The sequence below is a fragment of the Micromonospora costi genome (genome assembly GCF_003626655.1).
GTDB lineage: Bacteria > Actinomycetota > Actinomycetes > Mycobacteriales > Micromonosporaceae > Micromonospora > Micromonospora costi.
In genome coordinates this window covers 1,086,894-1,107,482 of the sequence record NZ_RBAN01000003.1, presented here as the reverse complement: position 1 = coordinate 1,107,482, position 20,589 = coordinate 1,086,894, and the positions used below count along the sequence as shown (strand labels likewise).

The following is a 20,589-nucleotide window of genomic DNA, read 5'->3' as shown; positions in this document are numbered from 1 at the left end:
AACGTGCCGCCATGCCAGCGACGGGGTCCATCGGGACGTCGATGTCTCGGGCACATGGCTGGCTGGCGCCTTTCCGCCCTGTCATTCGAGGAGGAGCAGTGAAGAGGATTGTCGGCGCCACCCTGTTTGGCCTTGGCTTCCTGCTGGTCGTCGCCGCCGTCGGGATGCCGCTCTACCTGGCGCCGGCGGTGAGCCAACTGCCGTACGACCTCGACCGCTCGACGTCGGTGGCGGAGTCCGCCACCTCGGAGTTCCTCCAGATCAAGGCCGGCAATGCGAACGTCGAGCGCGGTGCCCTGCGGTCGACCGTGGAGGTCATTCCGCAGGCGAAGGCCACCGACGAAAAGATGACCGGTGACCTGAAGGGCAAGGCGGTCGTCTGGGACGTGTACCAGACCGTCACCCGGACCGACAACAACGAGCAGATCAACGCGTACAGCACCGAACTCGCCATTGACCGTCGTAGCGGAGCCGCTGCGAAGTGGAACGACGCCTGGCTCGAAGACGGAACCGAGCAGCCGGCGAACTACGACGGCCAGGTCTACAAGTTCCCCTTCCACACCGAGAAGAAGGACTATCCGGTCTACGACCGCGATTTGCGCCGGGCGGTGCCGGCGCAGTTCAAGGAGGTCACCGAAGTACGTGGCCTCGAGGTCTACCGCTTCGAACAGACCATTCCCGCGGAGCAGATCCCGCTGGCCGAGGCCAATCTGAAGGTGCTGCTCGCGCGGTTCGCTCCCGGTGCCACGACCGCCCGGCTGATGTACAGCAACACCCGTAGCTTCTGGGTCGAGCCCGTCACCGGTTCCTACGTGGACGTACGCGACCAGCCCCACAAGGAACTCGTGCCGGACGTCGGTTCCCCGACCGTGCTGCTGGCGGCGGACTTCCGCTACGACGAGGCCACGGTGAAGGCGAGCGCCGACCGTGCCGCGGAGAACGCCCGGTCCATCCAGCTCCTGCGTCTGTGGGGCCCGATCGTCCTCGGAGTGCTCGGCCTGCTGGCCATCGCGGCGGGCGTGTGGCTGGCGATCCGCGGCGGCAGGCGCGCGCCGGAGGGCCCGGTCACGGAGGAACGGGGCGGCAGCCACCGGGCCACCGAGGAGGGCGAGCCGGCGCAGTCCGAGGACGCGACGCAGGTCGACCTGACGGTGCCGGACCAGCGGTCGACCACGGAACGGCCGGCGTCGCTCTGACCAGCGACGCGTCGACAGCACGAGACCGGTGGGTCCGGGTCGCCGGGCCCACCGGTCGTGTGTTCAGCGCTTGACGGCCAGCACCACGAGAATCGACGCGAGGGACGGTCGCCGGCACATGGCCGCGTCCAGCCAGGCCATGGCCGACGGCACGCCGTGGAAGCCCGCGCCCCGCGTCGTGAGTGGCTCGAACCCTTCACGGCGCAGCAGGTCCATCAGCGCGGTGCGGTTGAACAGGCGCAGGTGCCCGACCGGCCGCGTGTCGCTCTTGAGCCGACGAAGCGGCCCGGCGCCGACCTCGGTCGAGCGGGTGGAGGTCTCGTAGAAGATCGGCTGGATGCCGGCGAGAAAGAGCGCCCGGTTGTACCAGGCGTGCAGGTTCGGTGTAGTGACGACGAGGTGGCCGCCGGGGCGGAGCACCCGGGCGCACTCTTCCAGGAGCCGATCCGGGTCGTACAGGTGCTCCACCACCTCGCCGGCGTGCACGACGTCGACCGAGACGTCCGGCAGCGGGATGCCCTCACCGAGGTCGCAGCGGTGGAACTCGTACGGAAGCTCGGCCGCGCGGGCGAGCTGGTGCTCCGAGTAGTCGACCCCGATCCAGCGGACGTCCGGGCGCGCGACGGTGGACGCGAGGTGCGCCAGGAAGCTGCCGTCGCCGCACCCGACGTCGAGTACGGCGGCGGGCTGCTCCGGACGCGCGGTCAGCGTGCGCGAGATCAGCTCGGTGGCGATGTGCTGGCGCTGCCGCAGCGGGGGCGACTGGCTGCCCCAGCCGTCCGGTCCGTAGTAGTCGATCAGCGCCACGCGGCAGAGCATAGCGGCGCGGTGGCGCCGGGTGGAGGGCCGAACAGCGACGATGCGTACCCGGCCGGACGGCGGCGGTACCGGCCCGTTATCGTATTGTGACCTGTCGATGTAACGGTTACTGGACGTGGTTGGTGCTGGCGCTTATGTCGGCTTTGATGGCGGAAGATGCCGCTCGTCCATTCGGGACTGTCGACGCTCGGTGACTCGGCGATCTCCGGTCGTCGACCCATAGTTACCAGCTGGTAATCGGGGGGTTGTGAGCCGCACCTCACCGGGTGCACCATCATGCACGTTCGTTACCCGCCGGTAATAGACGGCGGCTCCGGTGCGGGGCCGCCATGTCGGGGCCGGCCACCCGTGCGTACCACCTGAGGAGGAACCCGTGCAGGAACGGTCTGACAACCCGGGTCGTACCCGGTGGCGGCGGTTCGCCGCGATGATGGTGCCCGCGACGGCCGCTGCCGGCGTCATCCTTTTCGGGATGTCCACCGGGGCGATCGCGTCCGACATCACCGTGTCCGGACAGACGTTCAAGATCGGTGCCGAGCGGCTGGAGGGTGACGGCTTCAAGCAGTACGGCGGCATCGTCCGGGAGAAGGGCAAGGACGGCAAGGTCCATCCGGTGGCGATCTCCGAGATCAGCAGTGCCGAGTTGTACAAGCTCTGCCAGTCCGTCCGTGCCGACCTGCCCGGCCTGCCGGTGGTCCTCACCATCAACGCGGGTGAGGGTAAGGAGCCGGCCCGCGCCAAGGATCTGTTCATCGCGATGGACGACCTCCAGGGCAATGCGACGTTCACGAACATCAGGATCGGCCGGGACGCGAGCGACCTGAACCCGACGGCCCAGGCCGGCTCGTTCGGCCAGAACTCGGACCACGTCACCATCACCGGCCTGCGCCAGACGTCGCGGTACACCACGGCGGCCACCTTCAACCTCACCGGGCTGAGGCTCAAGGTGAACGTGGGCGACGACGCGAAGGGCAAGGAGTGCTTCTGAGCTGGGCGCCAGTCCACCTCCCCGCGATCTTGCACTTTGTGCCCCGACATAACGGGGCGAAGGCCGCGAACTCGGGGCCGAAAGTGCAAGATCGCGGGAGGGCTGCCGATCCCCTCGATGCTCGCCCGCCAGGAGGAGTCACGTGACAAGCGCCAACGTCTCAACCGCCGGCCCGGCCCGCGTCTGGCGGAGCTTCCGCCGGTGGCGGCGGAGCCGGCCCTTCTGGGGCGGGCTGCTCATCGCCCTCGCCGGGGTCGAGATGTTCGCCTCGACCCGGATGACGGTCAACGGCCTGAGTTTCCAGAGCGGCGCGACGGGGCTGTCGGCGTTGCTGATCCCCATCATCCTGGTGACGTGCGGGCTGCTGCTCTGGCTCACGCCGGCGCAGCGGCCGTTCTACTCCGTCGTCGCCGCGGTCACGTCGGTCTACTCGCTGATGGGGCTCAACCTCGGCGGCTTCTTCCTCGGCATGCTCCTCGGCATCCTGGGCAGCGCCCTCGCCTTCGCCTGGACGTCGGCGACCGCGTCGCCCACCGCATCGCCCACCGGATCGCCCACCGCATCGCCCACCAGGGAGGCGGACGACGCCGAAGCGGCCTCGACCGAGGCGACGCCGGCCGGAGCATCCCCCGCCGAGCCGGTTGCCGGTCTCCGGGACGCCGCTCCCGACACGGTTCCTCCGACCGCACCCGAGACCTCCGGCGGTACGGACTCCCCAGCCCCGGTGGGCACCCCGGCGACGGCCGCGCCGCCCCCGCCCTATCCCGGGCCCTCCGCGCCGCGGCCGCGGAACGCCGAGGCGTACCCGGCGGCCGACCAACCCGGTACGCCGACAACGAGCACGTTCTCCGACCCACCCGGCGGCGCCGCCGACCCTCGCTTCTTCGCGGTCGCGCTGCTCGTGCTGGGCCTCTGCGCCACCGCGCTGGTCGCCGTCCGGCCGGCGCCCGTGCAGGCCGCCCCCATGCAGCCCGTACGCCCCGCCGCCTCGCCGTGTCCCACCCGGTCGAAGCCGGCGAAGCCGTCCCCGGCACCGAGCCGGAGCGCGCCAGCGGCGACACCGACGGCCAGCCCGACCCCCGAGCCGGAGCGGACGTCGGACGGCAACATCATCACCGACATCCTGGAGGGGATCGGCGACCTGCTCACCGGAGGCCGCCGGAGCGGGCGCGACGCGTCGCCTACACCGACGCCCACCGCGACCGCCCAACCCAGCAGCGAGCCGACGACGGCGGCGCCGACCACGAGCGCAGCCGTCGGCCGACCCGGCTCCGCCGACTGCCCCGACGCCACCGCCACGGAACCGGCGCCGGCCCGGCCCGGCCCGATCGAGCCGGGTAAGCCGCTGCCGCGGATCGCCGCCGATCCCGACCAGCCGAAGGTGGCACGCACGCCCTCGAAGCTGACCGGGACCTCGGTCACCATGACCGCCCTGCGGTTCGAGGGGGTCACGGACCTGCCCACGGAGGGCGGCAGCCTGAAGGTGCTCAAGTTCAGCATGCGGAAGGCGGTCACCGAGGACTTCCTGCTGCGGGCGGACGGGCCGCAGGGGCTCAACCAGCTCTACGCGACCGACCGGCTGACGGTGCAGGGCGACGTCGCCTTCTACACCACGCGGTTCGTCGGCCGGCTCCTCGGCATCAAGGTCACGCTGACCCCCGACCTGCCCTTCCCGGACGGCATCCCGGTCACGTTGCCGGTGGCGATCACGTTCACCGACCCGGTGATCGACCTCGCGTACATCACCACGGACACCCTGACGGCCCGCCCCGAGTTGAAGCTGTCCCTCGGCTGACCGGGGCTCCGGCACGACGGCGGGAGCCGGCGGACTCGTCGTACCGCCGGCTCCCGGAAGGGCGTGTGACCGCCACCGCGGACGGCCCGGTCAGAGGCGGGCGAGGGCCCGGCGGAGCGGGTCCAGCCCGAGCGCGCCCAGGTCGAGCGCCTGCCGGTGGAACTCCTTGAGGTCGAAGTCGGCGCCCTTGCGGGCCTTCGCCTCGTCCCGCGCCTGGAGCCAGATTCGCTCGCCCACCTTGTACGACGGCGCCTGCCCCGGCCAGCCGAGGTAGCGGTTCAGCTCGAAGCGGAGGTTCTCGTCCGGCACCCGGCAGTGCGCGCGCATGAACTCCCAGCCCAGCTCCGGCGTCCAGCGCTCGCCGGGGTGGAAGCCGAACGGGTTGTCCCGGGGGATCTCCAGCTCCAGGTGCATGCCGATGTCGACGATCACCCGGGCCGCCCGCATGGCCTGCGCGTCGAGCATGCCGAGCTTGTCGCCCGGATCCTCCAGGTAGCCCAGCTCGTCCATCAGGCGCTCGGAGTAGAGCGCCCAGCCCTCGCCGTGCCCGGAGACCCAGCAGAGCAGCCGCTGCCAGCGGTTGAGCAGGTCGGCCCGGACGGCGGTCTGCGCGACCTGGAGGTGGTGACCCGGCACGCCCTCGTGGTAGACGGTGGTCACTTCACGCCAGGTGGAGAAGTCGGTGATGCCCTGCGGCACCGCCCACCACATCCGGCCCGGTCGGGAGAAGTCCTCGCTGGGCCCCGTGTAGTAGATGGCGCCGTCGCTGGTCGGCGCGAGGCAGCACTCGATCCGGCGTACCTGCTCGGGGATGTCGAAGTGCGTGCCGTGCAGTTCGCTGATGGCCTTGTCGGCGAGCGCCTGCATCCAGTCGCGGAACGCCTCCTTGCCCTGGATGGTCCGCGCCGGGTCGGCGTCCAGCGCCGCGACGGCTTCGTCCACGGTGGCGCCCGGTCCCGAGATACGCGCGGCCACCGCCCGCATCTCGCTCTCCAGGCGGGCCAGCTCCGCGAAGCCCCAGGCGTACGTCTCGTCCAGGTCGACCTTGGCGCCGAGGAAGTACTGCGACGCCAGCTCGTAGCGCTCCCGGCCGGCGGCCTGCCGGTCCCGCCCCCGCGGCGCGAGTTCGCTGCGGAGGAACTGGCCGAACTCGGCGGTCGCGGCGGTGGCCGCCGCCGCGCCCCGGCGCAGCTCGGCGCCGACGCTGCCGTCCGCGCCGAGCCGCTCGACCAGCCCGTGGAAGAAGTTGTCGCCGTTCGGGTCGACCCAGATGTCGCACTGCTTGGCCACCTCGGTCAGCTGCACCTTCGAGCTGATGTGCCCGGCGGCTGCCGCCTCGCGCAGCGTCGTCTTGTAGCCCTCCAGGGCGGCCGCGAAGCCGTTCAGCCGGGCCGCGATGTTGGCCCGCGCGTCCTCGCCCTCGGTCGGCATGAGGTCGAAGACCATCCGGATCTCGTGCAGGCCGCTGGCGATCACGTTGACCTCGCTGGTCGTCTCGCCGGCGTCGTAGCGCGCGAGGTCGAGGCCGAGCCGCTCCTGCATGGCCTCCTTGGCGGTCCGTTCCGCCTCGGTCTCCGGCTCGGTCACGTCGAGGTCGGCCAGCGTGCGGCGGGTCAGGTCGGCCCGGGCCGCGTAGCCGTCGGGCGACAGGTCGTCGAGTGTGTCGTCATAGCCGGCGATGCCGACGTAGGTGGCACCGGTCGGGCTCAACGGCGCCCACTCGGCCACGTAGCGGTTCGCGAGTTCGTCGATTCGTCCCACGTGGCGACATTACGTGACCTGGCCGGGCCGGTGTCGACCGCGTTTGCAGGTCAGGGCAGCAGGTCGGCGGACTGGTCGACGCCCTACCAATCCAGGCGGTTTCTGTGGCGTCGGACACCGGGTCCGAAAGTCGCGGGACTTTGTCGTACGCCTCCGGCAGAGTGTCAGGGGTGACAGGCCACTTCACTCCTGACCGACCGGGGCTCCGCAGCTGGCTGCCCGGTTTCCTGGCGCTGGCCGCGATCTGGGGCTCCAGCTTCCTGTTCATCAAGATCGGCGTCGAGGAGCTGCATCCCCTCCAGCTCACGCTCTACCGCGTGGCCGCCGGCGCGCTGACGCTGCTTGTGGTGCTCGCCGTGCTGCGTGACCGGCTGCCCCGCGAGCCCCGCGTCTGGGCCCACCTCACGGTGGTCGCCGCGCTCGGCGTGGCCGTCCCGTTCACGCTCTTCGGCTACGGCGAGCAGCGGGTCGAGTCGATGCTGGCGGGCATCTGGAACGCCACCACCCCGCTGATCGTGCTGCCGCTCGCGGTGCTGGTCTTCCGCACCGAGCGGCTCACCCGGCGCAGCGCGGTCGGGCTCGCGCTCGGCTTCGCCGGCGTGCTCGTGGTGCTCGGTGTCTGGGAGGGCGTCGGCGGGTCCCACTTCACCGGCCAGCTGCTGTGCTTCGGGGCCGCCGCCTGCTACGGGGTGGGCATTCCGTACCAGAAGCGGTTCGTGGCGGGCAGCAAGCACTCCGGCGTGTCCCTCTCCGCCGCGCAACTGCTGATCGCCACGGTGCAGCTCGCCATCGTCGCCCCGCTGGTGGCCGGCGCGCCCCCGGTGCCGACCGACCTGTCGCCCCGGGTGCTGGCCAGCGTGCTGGCGCTCGGCGCGCTCGGCACCGGCCTCGCCTTCGTCATCAACATGCGCAACATCCGGATCATCGGGGCCAGCACGGCGTCCACCGTGACCTACCTGATCCCGGTCTTCGCGGTGCTCATCGGCGCCCTGGTGCTCGACGAGCGGCTGAACTGGCACCAGCCGGTCGGCGCGCTGATTGTCCTGGTCGGCGTCGCCGTCTCGCAGGGCCTGATCGGCCGGCGACGCCCGGCCGTGGTCGACGTCGCGGCACCGGCCGTGCCCGCCGCGGAACCGGCCACGCGCTAGGACCGCTTGCGGGTCCAGTCGACCAGGTCCTCCGCCGACCACGTGTTGACCACGCGGTCGGCGGGGACGCCGCAGAGGGCCGCCCGCTCGCAGCCGAACCGCTGCCAGTCCAGCTGGCCGGGGGCGTGGGCGTCGGTGTTGATGGCGAACCGGCAGCCCGCCTCCAGGGCGCGGCGGATCAGCCGCTTCGGCGGGTCCTGCCGCTCCGGCCGCGAGTTGATCTCGACGGCGACGTCGTGCTCGGCGCAGGCCGCGAAGACGGCGTCCGCGTCGAAGTCGCTCTCCTTGCGCGTACGGGCGCGGTGGCCGCGGTCACCCGGCCCCGTGATGCCGATCGGGCGCGACGACACCATCCGGCCGGTGCAGTGGCCGAGGATGTCGAGGTGGGGGTTGGCGATGGCGGCCAGCATGCGGCGGGTCATCTTCGCCCGCTCGTCGTTCAGACCGCTGTGCACCGAGCCGACCACCACGTCGAGCCGGGCCAGCAGCTCCTCGTCCTGGTCGAGCGAACCGTCGGCGAGGATGTCCACCTCGATCCCGGTGAGGATCCGGAACCCCTCGGGCAGCGCCGCGTTCACCTGCTCGACGTGGTCGAGCTGACGGCGCAGGCGGGCGGCGGTGAGACCCCGGGCCACCGTCAACCGGGGCGAGTGGTCGGTCAGCACCAGGTACTCGTGCCCCAGCTCGACGGCGGCCAGCGCCATCTCCTCGATGGGCGACCCGCCGTCGGACCAGTCCGAGTGGGTGTGGCAGTCGCCGCGCAGCGCCGTCCGCAGCGCGGTCGCCTCGGCGTCCAGGTCACTGCCCTCGGTGGCGACGAGCCGGCGCAGGTAGACCGGTTCCTCGCCGGCGAGCGACTCCGCCACGCACCGGGCCGTCACGTCACCCACACCGGCCAGCTCGGTGAGCGTGCCGGCGGACGCCCGCTCGGTCAGCTCCGCGGCCGGCAGTGCGGAGAGCGCCTTCGCCGCGGAGCGGAACGCCCGCACCCGGTAGGTCGCCTCGTTCGCCCGCTCCAGCAGGAACGCGATCCGCCTCAGGTCGGCGATGGGGTCCCGGGCCTTCATCCCACCGAACCTAGTCGCCGGGGCGCCACTCAGGGAGCCTTCGGGCAGCCGTGCCGCCGCTGCCAGGCACCGACCTCGTCGACCGGCGCGCGGTTGCCGCCCTTGCGCCACGAGTCCAGGTAGCGCGCCGGCCAGATGACACCCCGTCGGATCCACCAGCCGTCGTGGCCGGCGCAGGGCGGCGAGATGCCGAAGTGGAGGTGGCAGACGTTGTTCGCGTTGCCCGTCTTCCCCACCTTCCCGAGCGCGTCGCCGGCGCGGACCCGGACGCCGGCGTCCACGCCCCGGGCGATCGCGCTGAGGTGCGAGCCGTAGTAGCGGACCCCGTCGTCGCCGAGCAACGACACCGACAGCCCGCCGTTGTCCGGTCCGAGTGGTCCCCGCTTGTCGAACCGGTCCACCCGGCTCACCTCGAGGATCGTGCCGTCGGTGACCGCCACGACCGGCTCGCCGCAGTCGGCGAAGATGTCCGTCGCCGGGTAGCCGGAGTGCGTGGGGTGGTAGGCGACGTTGCTGGCCCGGACCGGGAAGACGCGCCGCAGGTCGGCACGCGGGGCGGCCGATTCAGTGGCGGCGGTGCCCGGAGCGGACGCGGTCGGCGCGGCGGAGGTCGGTGCCGGCTGGTCGGCGGTGGCCACCGCACCGGACGGGGTCGCCCACGCGCCGTCCGGCGGCACGCCGGGCCGCGTGGACGCGCAGCCCGCGGCGAGCGCCGTGGCGAGCAGGGGCAGGACGAGCGGGTACGCGCGGCGTCGCATCGTCGGCGAGGGCATCCGGTCATCCTGGCAGAGTCGGTACGGTGGGACGAGCGGTCCGGGCGAGGGGAGGCGACGGTGACGACGGGGCAGCAGACCTTCCCGTACGACCCGGGTGCCGTGTACCGGCCGGCGCCGCGTACCCCCTCGGGGCTCTTCCCCGCCGGACCACCGACGAGGCCCACGTACCGGGAACCGCACCCGGTCACCGCCGCGGGCGTCGCCGCGGGCGGCGGCGCGGCCTTCGGCTGGCTGCTGCTGTTCGGGCTGCTCGGCACGGACGTGGCGAGCTACGTGTGGTGGACGGTGGTGGCCGGTCTGCTCGCCTGGCTCACGGCCCTGCTGCTGGTCCGCCACGGCGACCGCGGGGTGGCCACCGGGATCGCGATCGTCACCGGCGGCGGGTGGAGTGTCGCGGCTGCGGTCCTGGCGGTGCGCTGGGCGACCAGCGCCGACTGGCCGCTCTGGTGACTGCGTGCCGTGGCGGGTCCACTGCGCTGCGAATCCCGGCTTGACGTGGGCGTGGCGACTGGGCACCCTCGGCGGTATGGCCTGGACCACTCCGCGGCTCGACCCCGACCGTAGCCGCCGTCGCCTGCAACTCCTCGCCGAGTTGGCCGGCGCCCGGGCGGTACGGCAACGGGAGCGGCCGCAGCGGCTGCGCACCGAGCGACTGCGGCAGCTGATCGCCACGAGGCGGCGCATCGCCGGCTGAGTGACGACGACTTTGCCAGGAATGACCGGCCCTTCGGGGCGTTGACCGGTCGCCTGCCGACCCGACCGGCTAACGTGCACGCGTAACGAGTCGGCGTGCTGTGCCGAGGCAATTGGGGGGACCGTGTCGTACTTCGCTGCGGCCGTGGTGCGCGATGACGGCGGCTGGACGGCCGCCGAGGTGAACCTGCGGGGGGTCACCGACATCGACGAGGTCGCCGACCGGCTGAGGGACGTCGACCAGGACGCCGACCTGTCGCTGCTCTTCGTCGAGGCCGAGGACACGTACCTCGTGATCCTGCGGCTGGACGAGGGTGAGGATCTGCGCATCTTCGGATCCGACTCCGCGTACGCCGAGGAGTCCCGGCTGGGCGCGTTGCTGGTCGGTGACCTGAAGACGTCGGTCACCGGCCTGGACGACGTGGAGGAGCCCCGGCCGGCGGCCGGCGGCGACGAGGAATCCGAGCAGCCCGCGGTCGACCCCGAGGCCGACCCGGTCGGTGACGCCGACATCCTGGCCGACCTGGGCATCCCGGCACAGAAGCTGCTCGACCTCTGCGCCCAGGAGGGGATGCTGCCGGCGGACGTCACCGCCGAGGTCTGCCTGATGCTCGGGTGCGCCGACGAGGTCGAGGAGCTGCGTGAGGTCTGAGCCGGCGGGCGGCGATCCGCTCCTGCCGTCCGGCGGTGAGCCGGCCGACGCCACCGACCCGGCGTTCGAGACCGTACGCCCCGGGCAGCCGACGCCCGGCCGCATCGGGCGGGTCGGCCCGGGCGCGGACGAGGGGTTGGCCGACCCGGGTGACCTGGGCCGCCGCCAGCGGCACGAGCTGTGGATGCGCCGGGCGCTGGAGGTGGCCGTGACCGGCCCGGCCGGTGCCGGGGTGGCCGACGAGGCCGGCGGCACGACCGTCGACGACGTTCCGGTCGGCGCCGTGGTCTACGGGCCGGACGGCGCCGAGCTGGCGACCGGCCGCAACGAGCGGGAGCTGACCGGCGACCCGACCGCGCACGCCGAGGTGCTGGCCCTACGGCGGGCCGCCGAGCGGCTGGGCCGGTGGCGCCTGGACGGCTGCACGCTCGTGGTCACCCTCGAACCGTGCACGATGTGCGCGGGCGCGCTCGCGCTGGCCCGGGTCTCGACCGTGGTGTTCGGCGCGTGGGAGCCGAAGACCGGCGCCGTCGGTTCGCTCTGGGACGTGCTGCGGGACCGGCGGCTCAACCACCGGCCGGAGGTGTACTCCGGGGTGCTGGAGAACGAGAGCGCCGCCCTGCTCCGCGCGTTCTTCCGCTGAGCGAGCCGGGTGGCCCGGGCGCCCGGGGGGCACGGCCGACCGCCGTGCGATCGCGGGGCGCCGATTCAGGCGAGTGGCAGGCTCACGGTGACCACCAGCCCGCCGCCCTCGCGCGGCTGGGCCGTCACCGTGCCGCCGTGCGCCCGGGCCACCGCCCGGACGATCGACAGCCCGAGGCCGAACCCCCGGCCCCCGCCGATCCGCTCGCCGGACAGCCGGCGGAACGGCTCGAAGATGGTCTCCACGTCGTAGGCCGGCACCACCGGGCCCGTGTTGCTCACGGTCAGCGTGGCCCGGCCGTCCCGCACCGCGGTGCCGACCCCGACCCAGCCGCCCGTCGCGACGTTGTGCCGCAGCGCGTTCTCCACGAGGTTCGTGGTGAGCCGTTCCAGCAGGACCGGGTCGCCGACCACCTCGGCTGGCGCCAGCTCGCGGGTCACCGCCCGCCCACCCTCGCCGACGGCCTGGTCGAGCACGTGGTCGGCCACGTCGGCCAGGTCGATCCGCGACCGGGCGGTCAGCTCGTTCTCCGAGTCGGCCAGGGTCAGCAGGCCGTCGATCAGCCGCTCGTGCCGCTCGTTCACGGCCAGCAGGGACTCGCCCAGCCGGCGTACGTCGTCCGAGGCGCCCGGCCGGCTGACCGCCAGCTCGATGAGGGACCGGTTCAACGCGAGCGGCGTACGCAGCTCGTGCGAGGCGTTCGCCACGAACCGGCGCTGCCCGTCGAAGGACCGGTCCAGCCGTCCCAGCATCTCGTCGAACGTGTCGGCCAGCTCGCGTACCTCGTCCCCGGGGCCGGAGAGTGAGATCCGTTCGTGCAGGCCGCGGCCGGCCACGTCGGCGCCCGCGATCCGCCGGGCGGTGCCGGTGATCTGGTGCAGAGGTTGCAGCGCGCGCCCCGCGACAAGCCAGCCGAACCCGATGGCCACCACCGAGACCAGCCCCAACGCGACGCCGCCCTGGGTGAGCAGCGAGTCGAGCATCTGGTCGCGCGCCTCGTCCTGGGCCTTGCTCACGATGAGGCGCAGTTGCTCGGCCTGGTCACCGGTGATCTTCCCGTCGATCCCCTGGACCACCGGTTTGACATCCCGCAGCGCCAACCCGAACGGCTGCACCCGCTGCTCGACCAGCACGTACGTGACGCCCAGCAGGACCAGCCCAGCGACCAGGAAGAGGCCGCCGTAGATCATGGTGAGCCGGGCGCGGAGGGAAAGGCGCTTCACGGTATCCGGTATCCCACACCGGGCAGGGTCTCGACCACCTGCGGTTCACCCAGCTTGCGGCGCAGCTTCATGACGGTCACCCGGACCACGTTGGTGAACGGGTCGATGTGCTCGTCCCAGGCGCGTTCCAGCAGCTCCTCGGCCGAGACCACCGCGCCGTCGGCGCGCATCAGCTCGACCAGCACGGCGAACTCCTTGCGGGACAGCGGCACGTACCGGCCGTCCCGGTGCACCTCGCGCCGTGCCGGGTCGAGGACGATGCCGGCGCGGGCCAGCGTGGGCGGCGCGGCCCGCCGGGTCCGGCGGCTCAACGCGTGCACCCGGGCGGACAGCTCGACCAGCGCGAACGGCTTGGTCAGGTAGTCGTCGGCGCCGAGCGCCAGACCGGCGACCCGCTCGCGTACGGCCGCCGCGGCGGTGAGCATCAGCACCCGCGTCTCCGTGCCGCCGTCCACGATCGCGCGGCACACGTCGTCGCCGTGGACCACCGGCAGGTCGCGGTCGAGGACGACCACGTCGTAGTCGTTGACGCCGAGCCGTTCCAGGGCCGCGTCGCCGTCGTACGCGACGTCCACCGCGAACGCCTCGCGCCGCAGCCACTCCGCGATGCTGTCGGCCAGCAGGCTCTCGTCCTCCACCACCAGGACCCTCACCGGACCCATAGTGCCGCGCGCCCGCGTAACGCCGCCGTAAACGTCGGCGGTTACGCCCCGGATACGCCCTCTGTCGTGGACTGACCGGGACGCCCGGCGACCGGCCGGGCCGGGAGAGGGAGCGTGCCGTGCGACGAGGACTGTTCGCGCTGCCGCTGCTGCTCGCCCTGACCCTCCCCGCGTGCGGGGGGTCGGGCGAGGAGCCGGCGGTGGCGACCGCGGGCGGTGGTGGGGCGCAACCCGCGTCCGCCAGCCCCGCGGCCCAGCTCAGCGACGACGAGCGGCGGTTGAAGTTCACCGAGTGCATGCGGGACAACGGCGTCGACGTGCCGGACCCGGAGCCGGGCGGCGACCGGGTGTTCCGGTTCGACGGGAAGACCGACCCGGCGAAGGTGGAGGCCGCCATGGGGACCTGCCGCCAGTACCTGCCCAACGGCGGCGAGAAGCTCAAGCTCGACCCGGAGCAGGTCGAGCGGCTGCGCAAGCTCGCCGCGTGCATGCGGGAGAACGGCGTGCCCGAGTTCCCCGACCCGCAACCCGACGGCGGGATCCAACTGCGGCTCGACCAGGTGAACATCAAGGACCCGAAGGTGAAGGCCGCCATGGAGAAGTGCCGACAGTACGCGCCGAAGATCGCCGAGGCGACCCGGTGAGCGGTCGCCGCGTCCGGTTCCGCGCCGTCGCGCTGAGCGCCGCCGTCCTGGTGGCGGCCGCCGCCGGCGTCGTGGCCGCCGTGGGCTTCGGCGGCACCGACCGGGGTACGGCCGCCACCGGCTCCACCCCGCCGGCCACGGCCACCGTCACCCGGCAGACGCTGACCGACACGCAGACCGCCGACGGTGAGCTGGGGTACGGGAGCACGCGTACCGCCACCGCCCGGCTCACCGGCACGATCACCGCCTTGCCCGAGACGGGCGCCGTGGTGAAGCGGGGCGGCCGGCTGTACGGGGTGGACAACGACCCCGTGGTGCTGCTCTACGGCACACTGCCGGCGTACCGGGTTCTGGAGCCGGGCGCGGAAGGGGCCGACGTCGCGCAGTTCGAGCGGAACCTGCGGGCGCTCGGCCACACCGGGTTCACGGTCGACGACGAGTACACGGGCAGCACCGCGGACGCGGTCCGCGACTGGCAGGAGGACCTCGGCCTGCCCGAGACCGGCCGGGTCGAGCCGGGCCGGATCGTCTACGCCGAGGACGCCGTGCGGATCGAGAGCCTCCAGGCGGAGGTCGGGGACGCGGCGCAGCCCGGCCAGGCCGTGCTCGCGTACACCGGCACCAGCCGGCTGGTGACCGTCGAGCTGGACGTGGACGACCAGCCGCTCGCGAAGAAGGGCGCCGCCGTCGGCGTCGAGCTGCCCGACGGCGCGTCCGTCGACGGCACCGTGGCGTCCGCGGAGACCGTTGTCGAGGCCGGTTCCGGTGGCGCCGCGGGGCAGTCCGCCGAGGCCGAGACGAAGATCGAGGTCACCGTGTCGGTGGCCGACCCGGCGAAGCTCACCGGGTACGACCGGGCGAGCGTGGAGGTCACCTTCACCGCGGCCGAGCGACCGGACGTGCTCACCGTGCCGGTGGCCGCCCTGCTCGCGCTCGCCGAGGGCGGGTACGGGCTGGAGGTCGTCGACGGCGGCCGGAGCCGGGTCGTCGCCGTGACCACCGGCCTCTTCGCCGCCGGGCGGGTCGAGGTCAGCGGCGCGGACGTCGCCGAGGGCATGACGGTGGGGATGCCGGCATGACCGGCGACGCCGTGGTGCTGGAAGGGGTGAGCCGCACGTACGCGGGCGGGGTGGCCGCGCTGCGCGAGGTCTCGCTGCGCATCGCGTACGGCGAGCTGGTGGCGATCGTCGGGCCGTCCGGCTCGGGCAAGTCGACCATGCTGCACCTGATCGGCACCCTGGACCGGCCGTCCGCCGGCCGCGTCCGGATCGACGGGTACGACGTGGCGACCCTGCCGGACCGGCAGCTCTCCGCGCTGCGCGCCCGCCGGATCGGCTTCGTCTTCCAGCAGTTCCACCTTGCCGCCGGCACGCCGGTGCTCGACAACGTGGCCGACGGGCTGCTCTACGCCGGCGTACCCCGGCGGGAGCGGCGGCGGCGCGCGGAGGCCGCGCTGGACCGCGTCGGCCTGGGCCACCGGTTGACGCACCGGCCGCACGAACTCTCCGGCGGCGAGCGCCAGCGGGTCGCCGTGGCCCGGGCGGTGGTCGGGGAACCGGCGGTGCTGCTGGCCGACGAGCCGACGGGCAACCTCGACTCGGTGGCCGGTGCGGCGGTGCTCGCGCTGCTGCGCGACCTGCACCGGGCCGGGACCACGGTCGTCGTGATCACCCACGATCGGGAGATCGCCGACGGGCTGCCCCGCCAGGTGCGGATGCGCGACGGCCGGGTGGTGGCCGACCCGGCGGCGCCGGTCGTCGAGGGGGTGCGCGGATGACGACCGACCTCCGTCCGCGGCCGGTGGCCACCGACGCCCGGCCCCGCCTGGCGCCGGCCCGGCTGGGCCCGGCCGACGTGTTCCGGGTCGGTGGCGTGGGCCTGCGTACGCGGCCGCTGCGCGCGTTCCTCTCCGCGCTGGGCATCGCGATCGGCATCGCGGCGATGGTCGCGGTCGTGGGCATCTCGTCGTCGTCCCGCGCCGACCTCGACCGGACGCTGGACCGGCTCGGCACCAACCTGCTGACCGTCGCGCCCGGGAACACGCTCTTCGGTGACCGGGCCCGGCTGCCGGTGGAATCCGTGACGATGATCGGTCGGATCGCGCCGGTGACCGCCGTGTCCGCCACCGGCCAGGTGCCGAACTCCCCGGTCTACCGCACCGACCGCATCCCGTCCGGCGAGACCGGTGGCATCGCCACCCGCGCGGCCCAGCTGGGGCTGCTCGACACGGTCGGCGCCACCGTACGCAGCGGCACCTGGCTCAACGGGGCCACCGAGCGGTATCCGGCCGTGGTGCTCGGCGACGCGGCGGCCCGCCGGCTCGGGCTCGGCGCGGCCGGGCCGGACCGGCAGGTGTACCTGGGCGGGCGCTGGTTCACCGTGGTCGGCATTCTCGACCCGGCCCCGCTCGCGCCGGAGCTGGACAGTTCGGCGCTGGTCGGCTGGCCGGCCGCCGAGGCGTACCTGGGCTTCGACGGCCACCCGACCACCGTCTACACGCGCTCCCGGGAGGCGTCGGTGGAGGCGGTCCGCGCGGTGCTCGGCGCGACCGCCAACCCGGAGGCGCCCAACGAGGTGCAGGTCTCCCGGCCGTCGGACGCGCTCGCCGCGGCGGCGGCCAGCGACGAGGCGTTCACCGGGCTGCTGCTCGGGCTCGGCGCGGTGGCGCTGCTGGTCGGCGGCGTCGGGGTGGCCAACACGATGGTCATCTCAGTGCTGGAGCGGCGGGCCGAGATCGGGCTACGGCGGTCGCTGGGCGCCACCCGGGGGCAGGTGCGCGTCCAGTTCCTGGCCGAGTCGCTGCTGCTCTCCGCGCTCGGCGGGGCCGGCGGGGTGCTGCTCGGCATCCTGGTCACCGCCGGCTATGCGTTCTGGCGCCAGTGGCCCACGGTCGTGCCGGCCTGGGCTATGGCCGGTGGGGTGCTGGCCACCCTGGTGATCGGCGGCTTCGCGGGTCTCTACCCGGCGGTGCGGGCCGCCCGGCTCGCCCCCACCGAGGCGCTGGCCTGACGCGGCGGTCCGGTCCGGGTGCGTCCGTCGTCGCATGGGCGGACGCACCCGGCCGCGCTCAGGCGGGGGCGGCGGCTCTCAGGCGGGGTGGCGGCTCTCAGGCGGGGGCGGCGGCCGGGCGCAGCAGGGTGGTGGCTCTCAGGCGGTGGCCGCGGCCGGGCGCAGCAGGGTGGCGGCGACCGCCCGGGCGGCCTCGCTCCACGGCGCCGGCCGCAGCGTGGCCGGGTCGAGGCGGACGATCGAACGCCGGCCCTCGGCGAACACCGTGCCGCCGTCCAGGGAGCGGAACTCGAAGCCGTACGTGGCGCTCGTGGTGCCGAAGTGGTCGAGCCAGAAGTGCACGGCCACCGGGCCTGTGGTGGCGATCGGCGTTCGGTAGGTGATGGTGAACTCGCGGACCGCGTGGAACAGGTCGGGCGGGCTGGCCGCCCCCCGGAAGCCGAGCCCACGCTCCGCCCAGTACGGGCTCAGCGCGCGTTCGAGCAGCACCGCGTACCGGGCGTTGTGCAGGATGCCCATCGCGTCGAGGTCGTCGAAGTGCACGGTGACGTGCTCGACGTGACCGAACGCGGCGGCGGGCTGGTCGGCGAGGGCGTGGCTCATGGTCGGCCTTCCGGTAGCAGGGTCGGGTCGGGGCACAGCGCCCGGAGACGGTCCAGCAGGCCCTGGCGGGCGTGCCGGTAGGCCGCGTCGGGGTCGAGCAGCCGCGAGTGCATGGCGGCGCTCATCCCGAGGGCGTCGATCTCGTACGCCAGTTGCGCGACGTCCAGGCCGGCGGGCAGGTCGCCGACGTCGACGGCCTGCCGGACGAGCGTCTCGAGGAACGTGGTCCAGTCGGCGAACGCCGCGGCGAGGCGGTCCCGGACCGGGCCCGGCCGGGCGTTGTACTCGAACTGCGTGTTGGCGAAGAAGCAGCCGCCGGGGAGCACCCGGGCGGCGTAGAAGTCGATCCGGGCGTCGTGCAGCGCCCGGAGCCGGCGTACGCCCCGCGGCGCGCGCAGCGCCGGCGCCACGATCCGCTCCTGCCACTGCTCGACGGCACGGTCGATCGCGGCGAGCTGGAGCGCCTCCTTCGACCGCCAGTGGGCGAACAGCCCCGACTTGCTCACCCCGAGCGTGTCGGCGAGCTGCGCGAGGCTGAGCCCGTGCAGGCCGGCCTCGGTGGCGAGCACCACGGCGGCGTCGAGGGCCGCGGTGCGGGTGCGTTCGCCACGGGCGAGTCGTCCGTCGACGGTCATGCGGACACCGTACTCAATTAGCACGACCGGTCGTATTGTTTTAGGGAGTGAGCACCGTCACGACATGAGGCCGCCCCGCCGTCCGGACGGACGGCGGGGCGGCGACGGTACGAAGGCTCAGGCGATGATCGTGTCGAGCGCGATCTCCACCATCTGGCTGAAGGTCTGCTCGCGCTCCGCCGACGTGGTCTTCTCGCCGGTCTTGATGTGGTCGCTCACGGTCAGCACGGTCAGCGCCCGCGCCTTGAACCGCGCGGCGATCGTGTAGAGCGCCGCCGACTCCATCTCCACGGCCAGCACGCCGTAGTCGGCCAGGGTGTCGTACAGGTCCGGGCGGTCGGTGTAGAAGGCGTCCGCGGCCAGGATCGGGCCGACGTGCATGGTGACGCCCTGCCGCTCGGCCACCTCCACGGCCGTGCGCAGCAGCCCGAAGTCGGCCACCGGGGCGTAGTCGATCAGCCCGTCGAAGCGCATCCGGTTCATGTTCGAGTCGGTGGACGAACCGATCGCCGCGATCACGTCCCGCAGCTGCAGGTCCTCCCGCAGGGCGCCGCAGGAGCCCACCCGGATCAGCGTCTTCACGCCGTACTCGTTGACCAGCTCGTGGGCGTAGATCGAGGCGGACGGCATGCCCATGCCGGAGCCCTGGACGGAGACGTCGACCCCCTTCCAGCGACCGGTGAAGCCCAGCATGCCGCGGACGGTCGAGTAGCACTCCGCGCCCTCGAGGTAGGTCTCCGCGATCCACTTGGCCCGCAGCGGGTCGCCCGGCATCAGGACCCGCTCGGCGATCTCTCCCGGCTTCGCGCCGATGTGCGTACTCATGGCAAAGATCCTGCCAGGCGCCGCCGGGCCGTACCGGTTCGGCATCGGAACACCGGGTCCTGTACCCTACTCGGCGGTGGTGTGTCCGAGTGGCCTAAGGAGCACGCCTCGAAAGCGTGTGAGGGTTTACGCCCTCCGCGGGTTCAAATCCCGCCGCCACCGCTCGCGAAAAACGCCCGGTCGATCCGTGATGATCGGCCGGGCGTTTCCGCTTTGCTGAGTCCTACCGTCGCTCAGCGCCGCGCCAGCTCCGACTCCATCCGCTGGAGGAGCGTCTTGCGCGCCTTGCCGGCCCGTTCCCGCTGCAGGGCCGTCCTGAGCTGGCCCGTGTCGAGGCCCCGGACGAGCTTCGCCGCCTCGGCGACGGTCAACTCCGACAGCCGCCCGACCGACGTGGCGCTCCTGCGCGCGCGCCGGGCCGGCCCGGTGTTGCCTACCCGCTGGGCGCCGGTCCGCGACGCCTTCCGTTTCTTGACGTCGGTGGCGCGCTGCTGCTCGTCGGAGAGTTGCTCCCAGGCCTGTTTGGGCAGGTATCGGCTGGTCTCGTCCCCGTGTCGCGCTCGGGTGCCACCCTCCCGGGTCTGCCACTTCTCGCCGCCCCAGCGCTGCAGGGACTTCTGCCGCTCGTCCTTCGGGCCCTGGTAGCCGCCGCCGCGCTTCTCGTACTCCCGGGTGAGCCGCTGCGACTTGCGTGCCGACCACTGTCCCGGCCGGCCGCCCTTGTCGGAAGCCTTGATCTCTTCCTTGAGCTGCTCCCGGAGCTCGGGCTTCGTGTACCGCGCCATGCCCGGCGGTTACCCGGCGGACCCTGCCGCATGCCTTCCTGGGGAGCGCTGAACGCCCTGCCCGCCGGCCGGCCGCGCGCGCCGCGCTCGGGGTCGCGCTCGGGACGCCTCCACCCGGCCTTCCCGCGTCGAACCAGAGGAACGGCCGCCACGCGGCCCCGTCACGTCAGCACGGCCCGGCGCCCTCCTCGAAGAGCCGCCGGGCCCACTCCGCGTAGCCCGCGATGACCTTCCGCACCTGGCGTCCATCATGGAGGAACAGGTACGCGCGGTCGCCCTGTCTGGCCAGCAACCCGTCGAGGCGGTAGGTCCCGCGGGGCGCGTGCAGCGGTGTCGCGGACGGGTACCGGGCCCGGACCTCGGCCACCGGCGTACCGGACGTGATCCCCTCGGCCGTCCGCATCGGGTCACCGGCCCACAGCAGCACCAGACGGTCGCCGACGAAGACCGGGCTGGCCAGCTCGTGCCCGGCCAGGGTCGGACCGCAGGCGACCACATCGGTACGCAGGATGCCGCGCCGGGTCAGCTCGTCCTCGGTGTCGCCGAACTCGACGTTGCGCAGGCCGTTCAGGCCGATCACCTCGCCGGCCGGCACGGGCCTCTGTGGACGGTCGTCGCCGGCGGGCGGGCTGCCCGAGATGACGGCAGCCGTCAGCAGCCCCGCG

General features: G+C 73.2%; 23 protein-coding genes and 1 tRNA gene. 13 read left to right on the top strand and 11 right to left on the bottom strand.

What is annotated here, in order from left to right:
• Positions 1 to 98: 98 nt before the first annotated feature.
• Positions 99 to 1,196, top strand: coding sequence for a cell envelope lipid trafficking protein PgfA (gene pgfA, locus D7193_RS21795; protein WP_158674832.1), 1,098 nt, complete (start codon positions 99 to 101; stop codon positions 1,194 to 1,196).
• 63 nt (positions 1,197 to 1,259) lie between these two features.
• Here the strand turns inward: pgfA and D7193_RS21790 are convergent, their stop codons facing one another.
• The gene (locus tag D7193_RS21790) at positions 1,260 to 2,003 is read right to left on the bottom strand and encodes a class I SAM-dependent methyltransferase (RefSeq protein ID WP_206611932.1); all 744 of its coding nucleotides are present in this window, start codon (positions 2,001 to 2,003) and stop codon (positions 1,260 to 1,262) included.
• A 385-nt stretch (positions 2,004 to 2,388) separates the two neighbouring features.
• On the opposite strand from D7193_RS21790, the gene D7193_RS21785 reads away from it, so the two are divergent.
• Both D7193_RS21785 and D7193_RS21780 read left to right on the top strand, forming a co-directional pair.
• On the top strand, positions 2,389 to 3,003 hold the full coding sequence (locus D7193_RS21785) for a DUF6230 family protein (protein WP_120781310.1): 615 nt from the start codon (positions 2,389 to 2,391) through the stop codon (positions 3,001 to 3,003).
• Positions 3,004 to 3,145: 142 nt separating this feature from the next.
• Positions 3,146 to 4,798, top strand: coding sequence for a DUF6114 domain-containing protein (locus D7193_RS21780; RefSeq protein ID WP_120781309.1), 1,653 nt, complete (start codon positions 3,146 to 3,148; stop codon positions 4,796 to 4,798).
• 90 nt (positions 4,799 to 4,888) lie between these two features.
• Here D7193_RS21780 and D7193_RS21775 read toward each other — a convergent pair whose 3' ends face one another.
• Entirely contained in the window at positions 4,889 to 6,559 is a 1,671-nt protein-coding gene (locus D7193_RS21775) for a DUF885 domain-containing protein (RefSeq protein WP_120781308.1), read from the bottom strand.
• 170 nt (positions 6,560 to 6,729) lie between these two features.
• Between D7193_RS21775 and D7193_RS21770 the strand changes: the two genes are divergently transcribed.
• Positions 6,730 to 7,707: a DMT family transporter gene (locus D7193_RS21770; protein WP_174242694.1), complete on the top strand. Its 978-nt coding sequence runs from the start codon at positions 6,730 to 6,732 to the stop codon at positions 7,705 to 7,707.
• On the opposite strand, the gene D7193_RS21765 is transcribed toward D7193_RS21770, so the two are convergent.
• Positions 7,704 to 8,774, bottom strand: coding sequence for a PHP domain-containing protein (locus D7193_RS21765; protein WP_120781306.1), 1,071 nt, complete (start codon positions 8,772 to 8,774; stop codon positions 7,704 to 7,706). The two genes, D7193_RS21770 and D7193_RS21765, sit on opposite strands and share 4 nt — an antisense overlap.
• Before the next feature lie 29 nt (positions 8,775 to 8,803).
• Positions 8,804 to 9,547: a M23 family metallopeptidase gene (locus tag D7193_RS21760; protein ID WP_120781305.1), complete on the bottom strand. Its 744-nt coding sequence runs from the start codon at positions 9,545 to 9,547 to the stop codon at positions 8,804 to 8,806.
• Positions 9,548 to 9,607: 60 nt separating this feature from the next.
• On the opposite strand from D7193_RS21760, the gene D7193_RS21755 reads away from it, so the two are divergent.
• The 4 genes from D7193_RS21755 (at position 9,608) to D7193_RS21745 (ending at position 11,538) form a co-directional block, all read left to right on the top strand.
• On the top strand, positions 9,608 to 10,000 hold the full coding sequence (locus D7193_RS21755) for a hypothetical protein (RefSeq protein ID WP_377456114.1): 393 nt from the start codon (positions 9,608 to 9,610) through the stop codon (positions 9,998 to 10,000).
• Positions 10,001 to 10,076: 76 nt separating this feature from the next.
• Positions 10,077 to 10,244 carry a hypothetical protein gene (locus D7193_RS33755; protein WP_174242693.1) on the top strand — a complete coding sequence of 56 codons (168 nt, stop codon included), beginning with the start codon at positions 10,077 to 10,079 and terminating at the stop codon, positions 10,242 to 10,244.
• Positions 10,245 to 10,367: 123 nt separating this feature from the next.
• On the top strand, positions 10,368 to 10,895 hold the full coding sequence (locus D7193_RS21750; RefSeq protein WP_120781304.1) for a tRNA adenosine deaminase-associated protein: 528 nt from the start codon (positions 10,368 to 10,370) through the stop codon (positions 10,893 to 10,895).
• A 184-nt stretch (positions 10,896 to 11,079) separates the two neighbouring features.
• Positions 11,080 to 11,538, top strand: coding sequence for a nucleoside deaminase (locus tag D7193_RS21745; RefSeq protein ID WP_174242706.1), 459 nt, complete (start codon positions 11,080 to 11,082; stop codon positions 11,536 to 11,538).
• Between the two features lie 65 nt (positions 11,539 to 11,603).
• Here D7193_RS21745 and D7193_RS21740 read toward each other — a convergent pair whose 3' ends face one another.
• Positions 11,604 to 12,761: a sensor histidine kinase gene (locus tag D7193_RS21740; protein WP_120781302.1), complete on the bottom strand. Its 1,158-nt coding sequence runs from the start codon at positions 12,759 to 12,761 to the stop codon at positions 11,604 to 11,606.
• Positions 12,758 to 13,414 carry a response regulator transcription factor gene (locus D7193_RS21735; protein ID WP_174242692.1) on the bottom strand — a complete coding sequence of 219 codons (657 nt, stop codon included), beginning with the start codon at positions 13,412 to 13,414 and terminating at the stop codon, positions 12,758 to 12,760. The genes D7193_RS21740 and D7193_RS21735 overlap by 4 nt, the downstream gene beginning before the upstream one ends.
• Positions 13,415 to 13,542: 128 nt before the next feature.
• Here D7193_RS21735 and D7193_RS21730 point away from each other — a divergent pair, with 128 nt between their 5' ends.
• The 4 genes from D7193_RS21730 to D7193_RS21715 are packed head-to-tail and all read left to right on the top strand — an operon-like array spanning position 13,543 to position 17,076.
• A complete protein-coding gene (locus tag D7193_RS21730; RefSeq protein ID WP_174242691.1) occupies positions 13,543 to 14,067 on the top strand; it encodes a hypothetical protein in 525 nt (174 codons plus the stop codon).
• Positions 14,064 to 15,146 (top strand): peptidoglycan-binding protein, encoded by a 1,083-nt coding sequence (locus D7193_RS21725; RefSeq protein WP_120781300.1) that lies wholly within the window; start codon positions 14,064 to 14,066, stop codon positions 15,144 to 15,146. The genes D7193_RS21730 and D7193_RS21725 overlap by 4 nt, the downstream gene beginning before the upstream one ends.
• Positions 15,143 to 15,844: an ABC transporter ATP-binding protein gene (locus D7193_RS21720; RefSeq protein ID WP_120781299.1), complete on the top strand. Its 702-nt coding sequence runs from the start codon at positions 15,143 to 15,145 to the stop codon at positions 15,842 to 15,844. The genes D7193_RS21725 and D7193_RS21720 overlap by 4 nt, the downstream gene beginning before the upstream one ends.
• Positions 15,841 to 17,076 (top strand): ABC transporter permease, encoded by a 1,236-nt coding sequence (locus D7193_RS21715; RefSeq protein WP_120781298.1) that lies wholly within the window; start codon positions 15,841 to 15,843, stop codon positions 17,074 to 17,076. The genes D7193_RS21720 and D7193_RS21715 overlap by 4 nt, the downstream gene beginning before the upstream one ends.
• Positions 17,077 to 17,214: 138 nt before the next feature.
• Here the strand turns inward: D7193_RS21715 and D7193_RS21710 are convergent, their stop codons facing one another.
• From D7193_RS21710 to deoD, 3 genes are all read right to left on the bottom strand, one after another.
• The gene (locus D7193_RS21710; protein WP_120781297.1) at positions 17,215 to 17,679 is read right to left on the bottom strand and encodes an acyl-CoA thioesterase; all 465 of its coding nucleotides are present in this window, start codon (positions 17,677 to 17,679) and stop codon (positions 17,215 to 17,217) included.
• Positions 17,676 to 18,314 (bottom strand): TetR/AcrR family transcriptional regulator, encoded by a 639-nt coding sequence (locus D7193_RS21705; protein WP_120781296.1) that lies wholly within the window; start codon positions 18,312 to 18,314, stop codon positions 17,676 to 17,678. The genes D7193_RS21710 and D7193_RS21705 overlap by 4 nt, the downstream gene beginning before the upstream one ends.
• 117 nt (positions 18,315 to 18,431) lie before the next feature.
• A complete protein-coding gene (gene deoD / locus D7193_RS21700) occupies positions 18,432 to 19,139 on the bottom strand; it encodes a purine-nucleoside phosphorylase (protein WP_120781295.1) in 708 nt (235 codons plus the stop codon).
• Between the two features lie 75 nt (positions 19,140 to 19,214).
• On the opposite strand from deoD, the gene D7193_RS21695 reads away from it, so the two are divergent.
• A tRNA-Ser gene (locus tag D7193_RS21695) sits at positions 19,215 to 19,301 on the top strand.
• 71 nt (positions 19,302 to 19,372) lie between these two features.
• Here D7193_RS21695 and D7193_RS21690 read toward each other — a convergent pair.
• Both D7193_RS21690 and D7193_RS21685 read right to left on the bottom strand, forming a co-directional pair.
• The gene (locus tag D7193_RS21690; protein WP_120781294.1) at positions 19,373 to 19,924 is read right to left on the bottom strand and encodes a DUF5872 domain-containing protein; all 552 of its coding nucleotides are present in this window, start codon (positions 19,922 to 19,924) and stop codon (positions 19,373 to 19,375) included.
• Between the two features lie 166 nt (positions 19,925 to 20,090).
• Entirely contained in the window at positions 20,091 to 20,579 is a 489-nt protein-coding gene (locus D7193_RS21685) for a hypothetical protein (protein WP_377456158.1), read from the bottom strand.
• Between the last annotated feature and the right edge of the window lie 10 nt (positions 20,580 to 20,589).

Bases quoted from the DNA above. Each gene is read 5' to 3' on its own strand.
- D7193_RS21765 (WP_120781306.1), bottom strand. From the start codon at position 8,774: ATGAAGGCCCGGGACCCCATCGCCGACCTGAGGCGGATCGCGTTCCTG.
- D7193_RS21760 (WP_120781305.1), bottom strand. From the start codon at position 9,547: ATGCCCTCGCCGACGATGCGACGCCGCGCGTACCCGCTCGTCCTGCCC.
- D7193_RS33755 (WP_174242693.1), top strand. From the start codon at position 10,077: ATGGCCTGGACCACTCCGCGGCTCGACCCCGACCGTAGCCGCCGTCGC.
- D7193_RS21745 (WP_174242706.1), top strand. From the start codon at position 11,080: ATGCGCCGGGCGCTGGAGGTGGCCGTGACCGGCCCGGCCGGTGCCGGG.
- D7193_RS21720 (WP_120781299.1), top strand. From the start codon at position 15,143: ATGACCGGCGACGCCGTGGTGCTGGAAGGGGTGAGCCGCACGTACGCG.
- D7193_RS21715 (WP_120781298.1), top strand. From the start codon at position 15,841: ATGACGACCGACCTCCGTCCGCGGCCGGTGGCCACCGACGCCCGGCCC.
- D7193_RS21710 (WP_120781297.1), bottom strand. From the start codon at position 17,679: ATGAGCCACGCCCTCGCCGACCAGCCCGCCGCCGCGTTCGGTCACGTC.
- D7193_RS21705 (WP_120781296.1), bottom strand. From the start codon at position 18,314: ATGACCGTCGACGGACGACTCGCCCGTGGCGAACGCACCCGCACCGCG.
- deoD (WP_120781295.1), bottom strand. From the start codon at position 19,139: ATGAGTACGCACATCGGCGCGAAGCCGGGAGAGATCGCCGAGCGGGTC.
- D7193_RS21690 (WP_120781294.1), bottom strand. From the start codon at position 19,924: ATGGCGCGGTACACGAAGCCCGAGCTCCGGGAGCAGCTCAAGGAAGAG.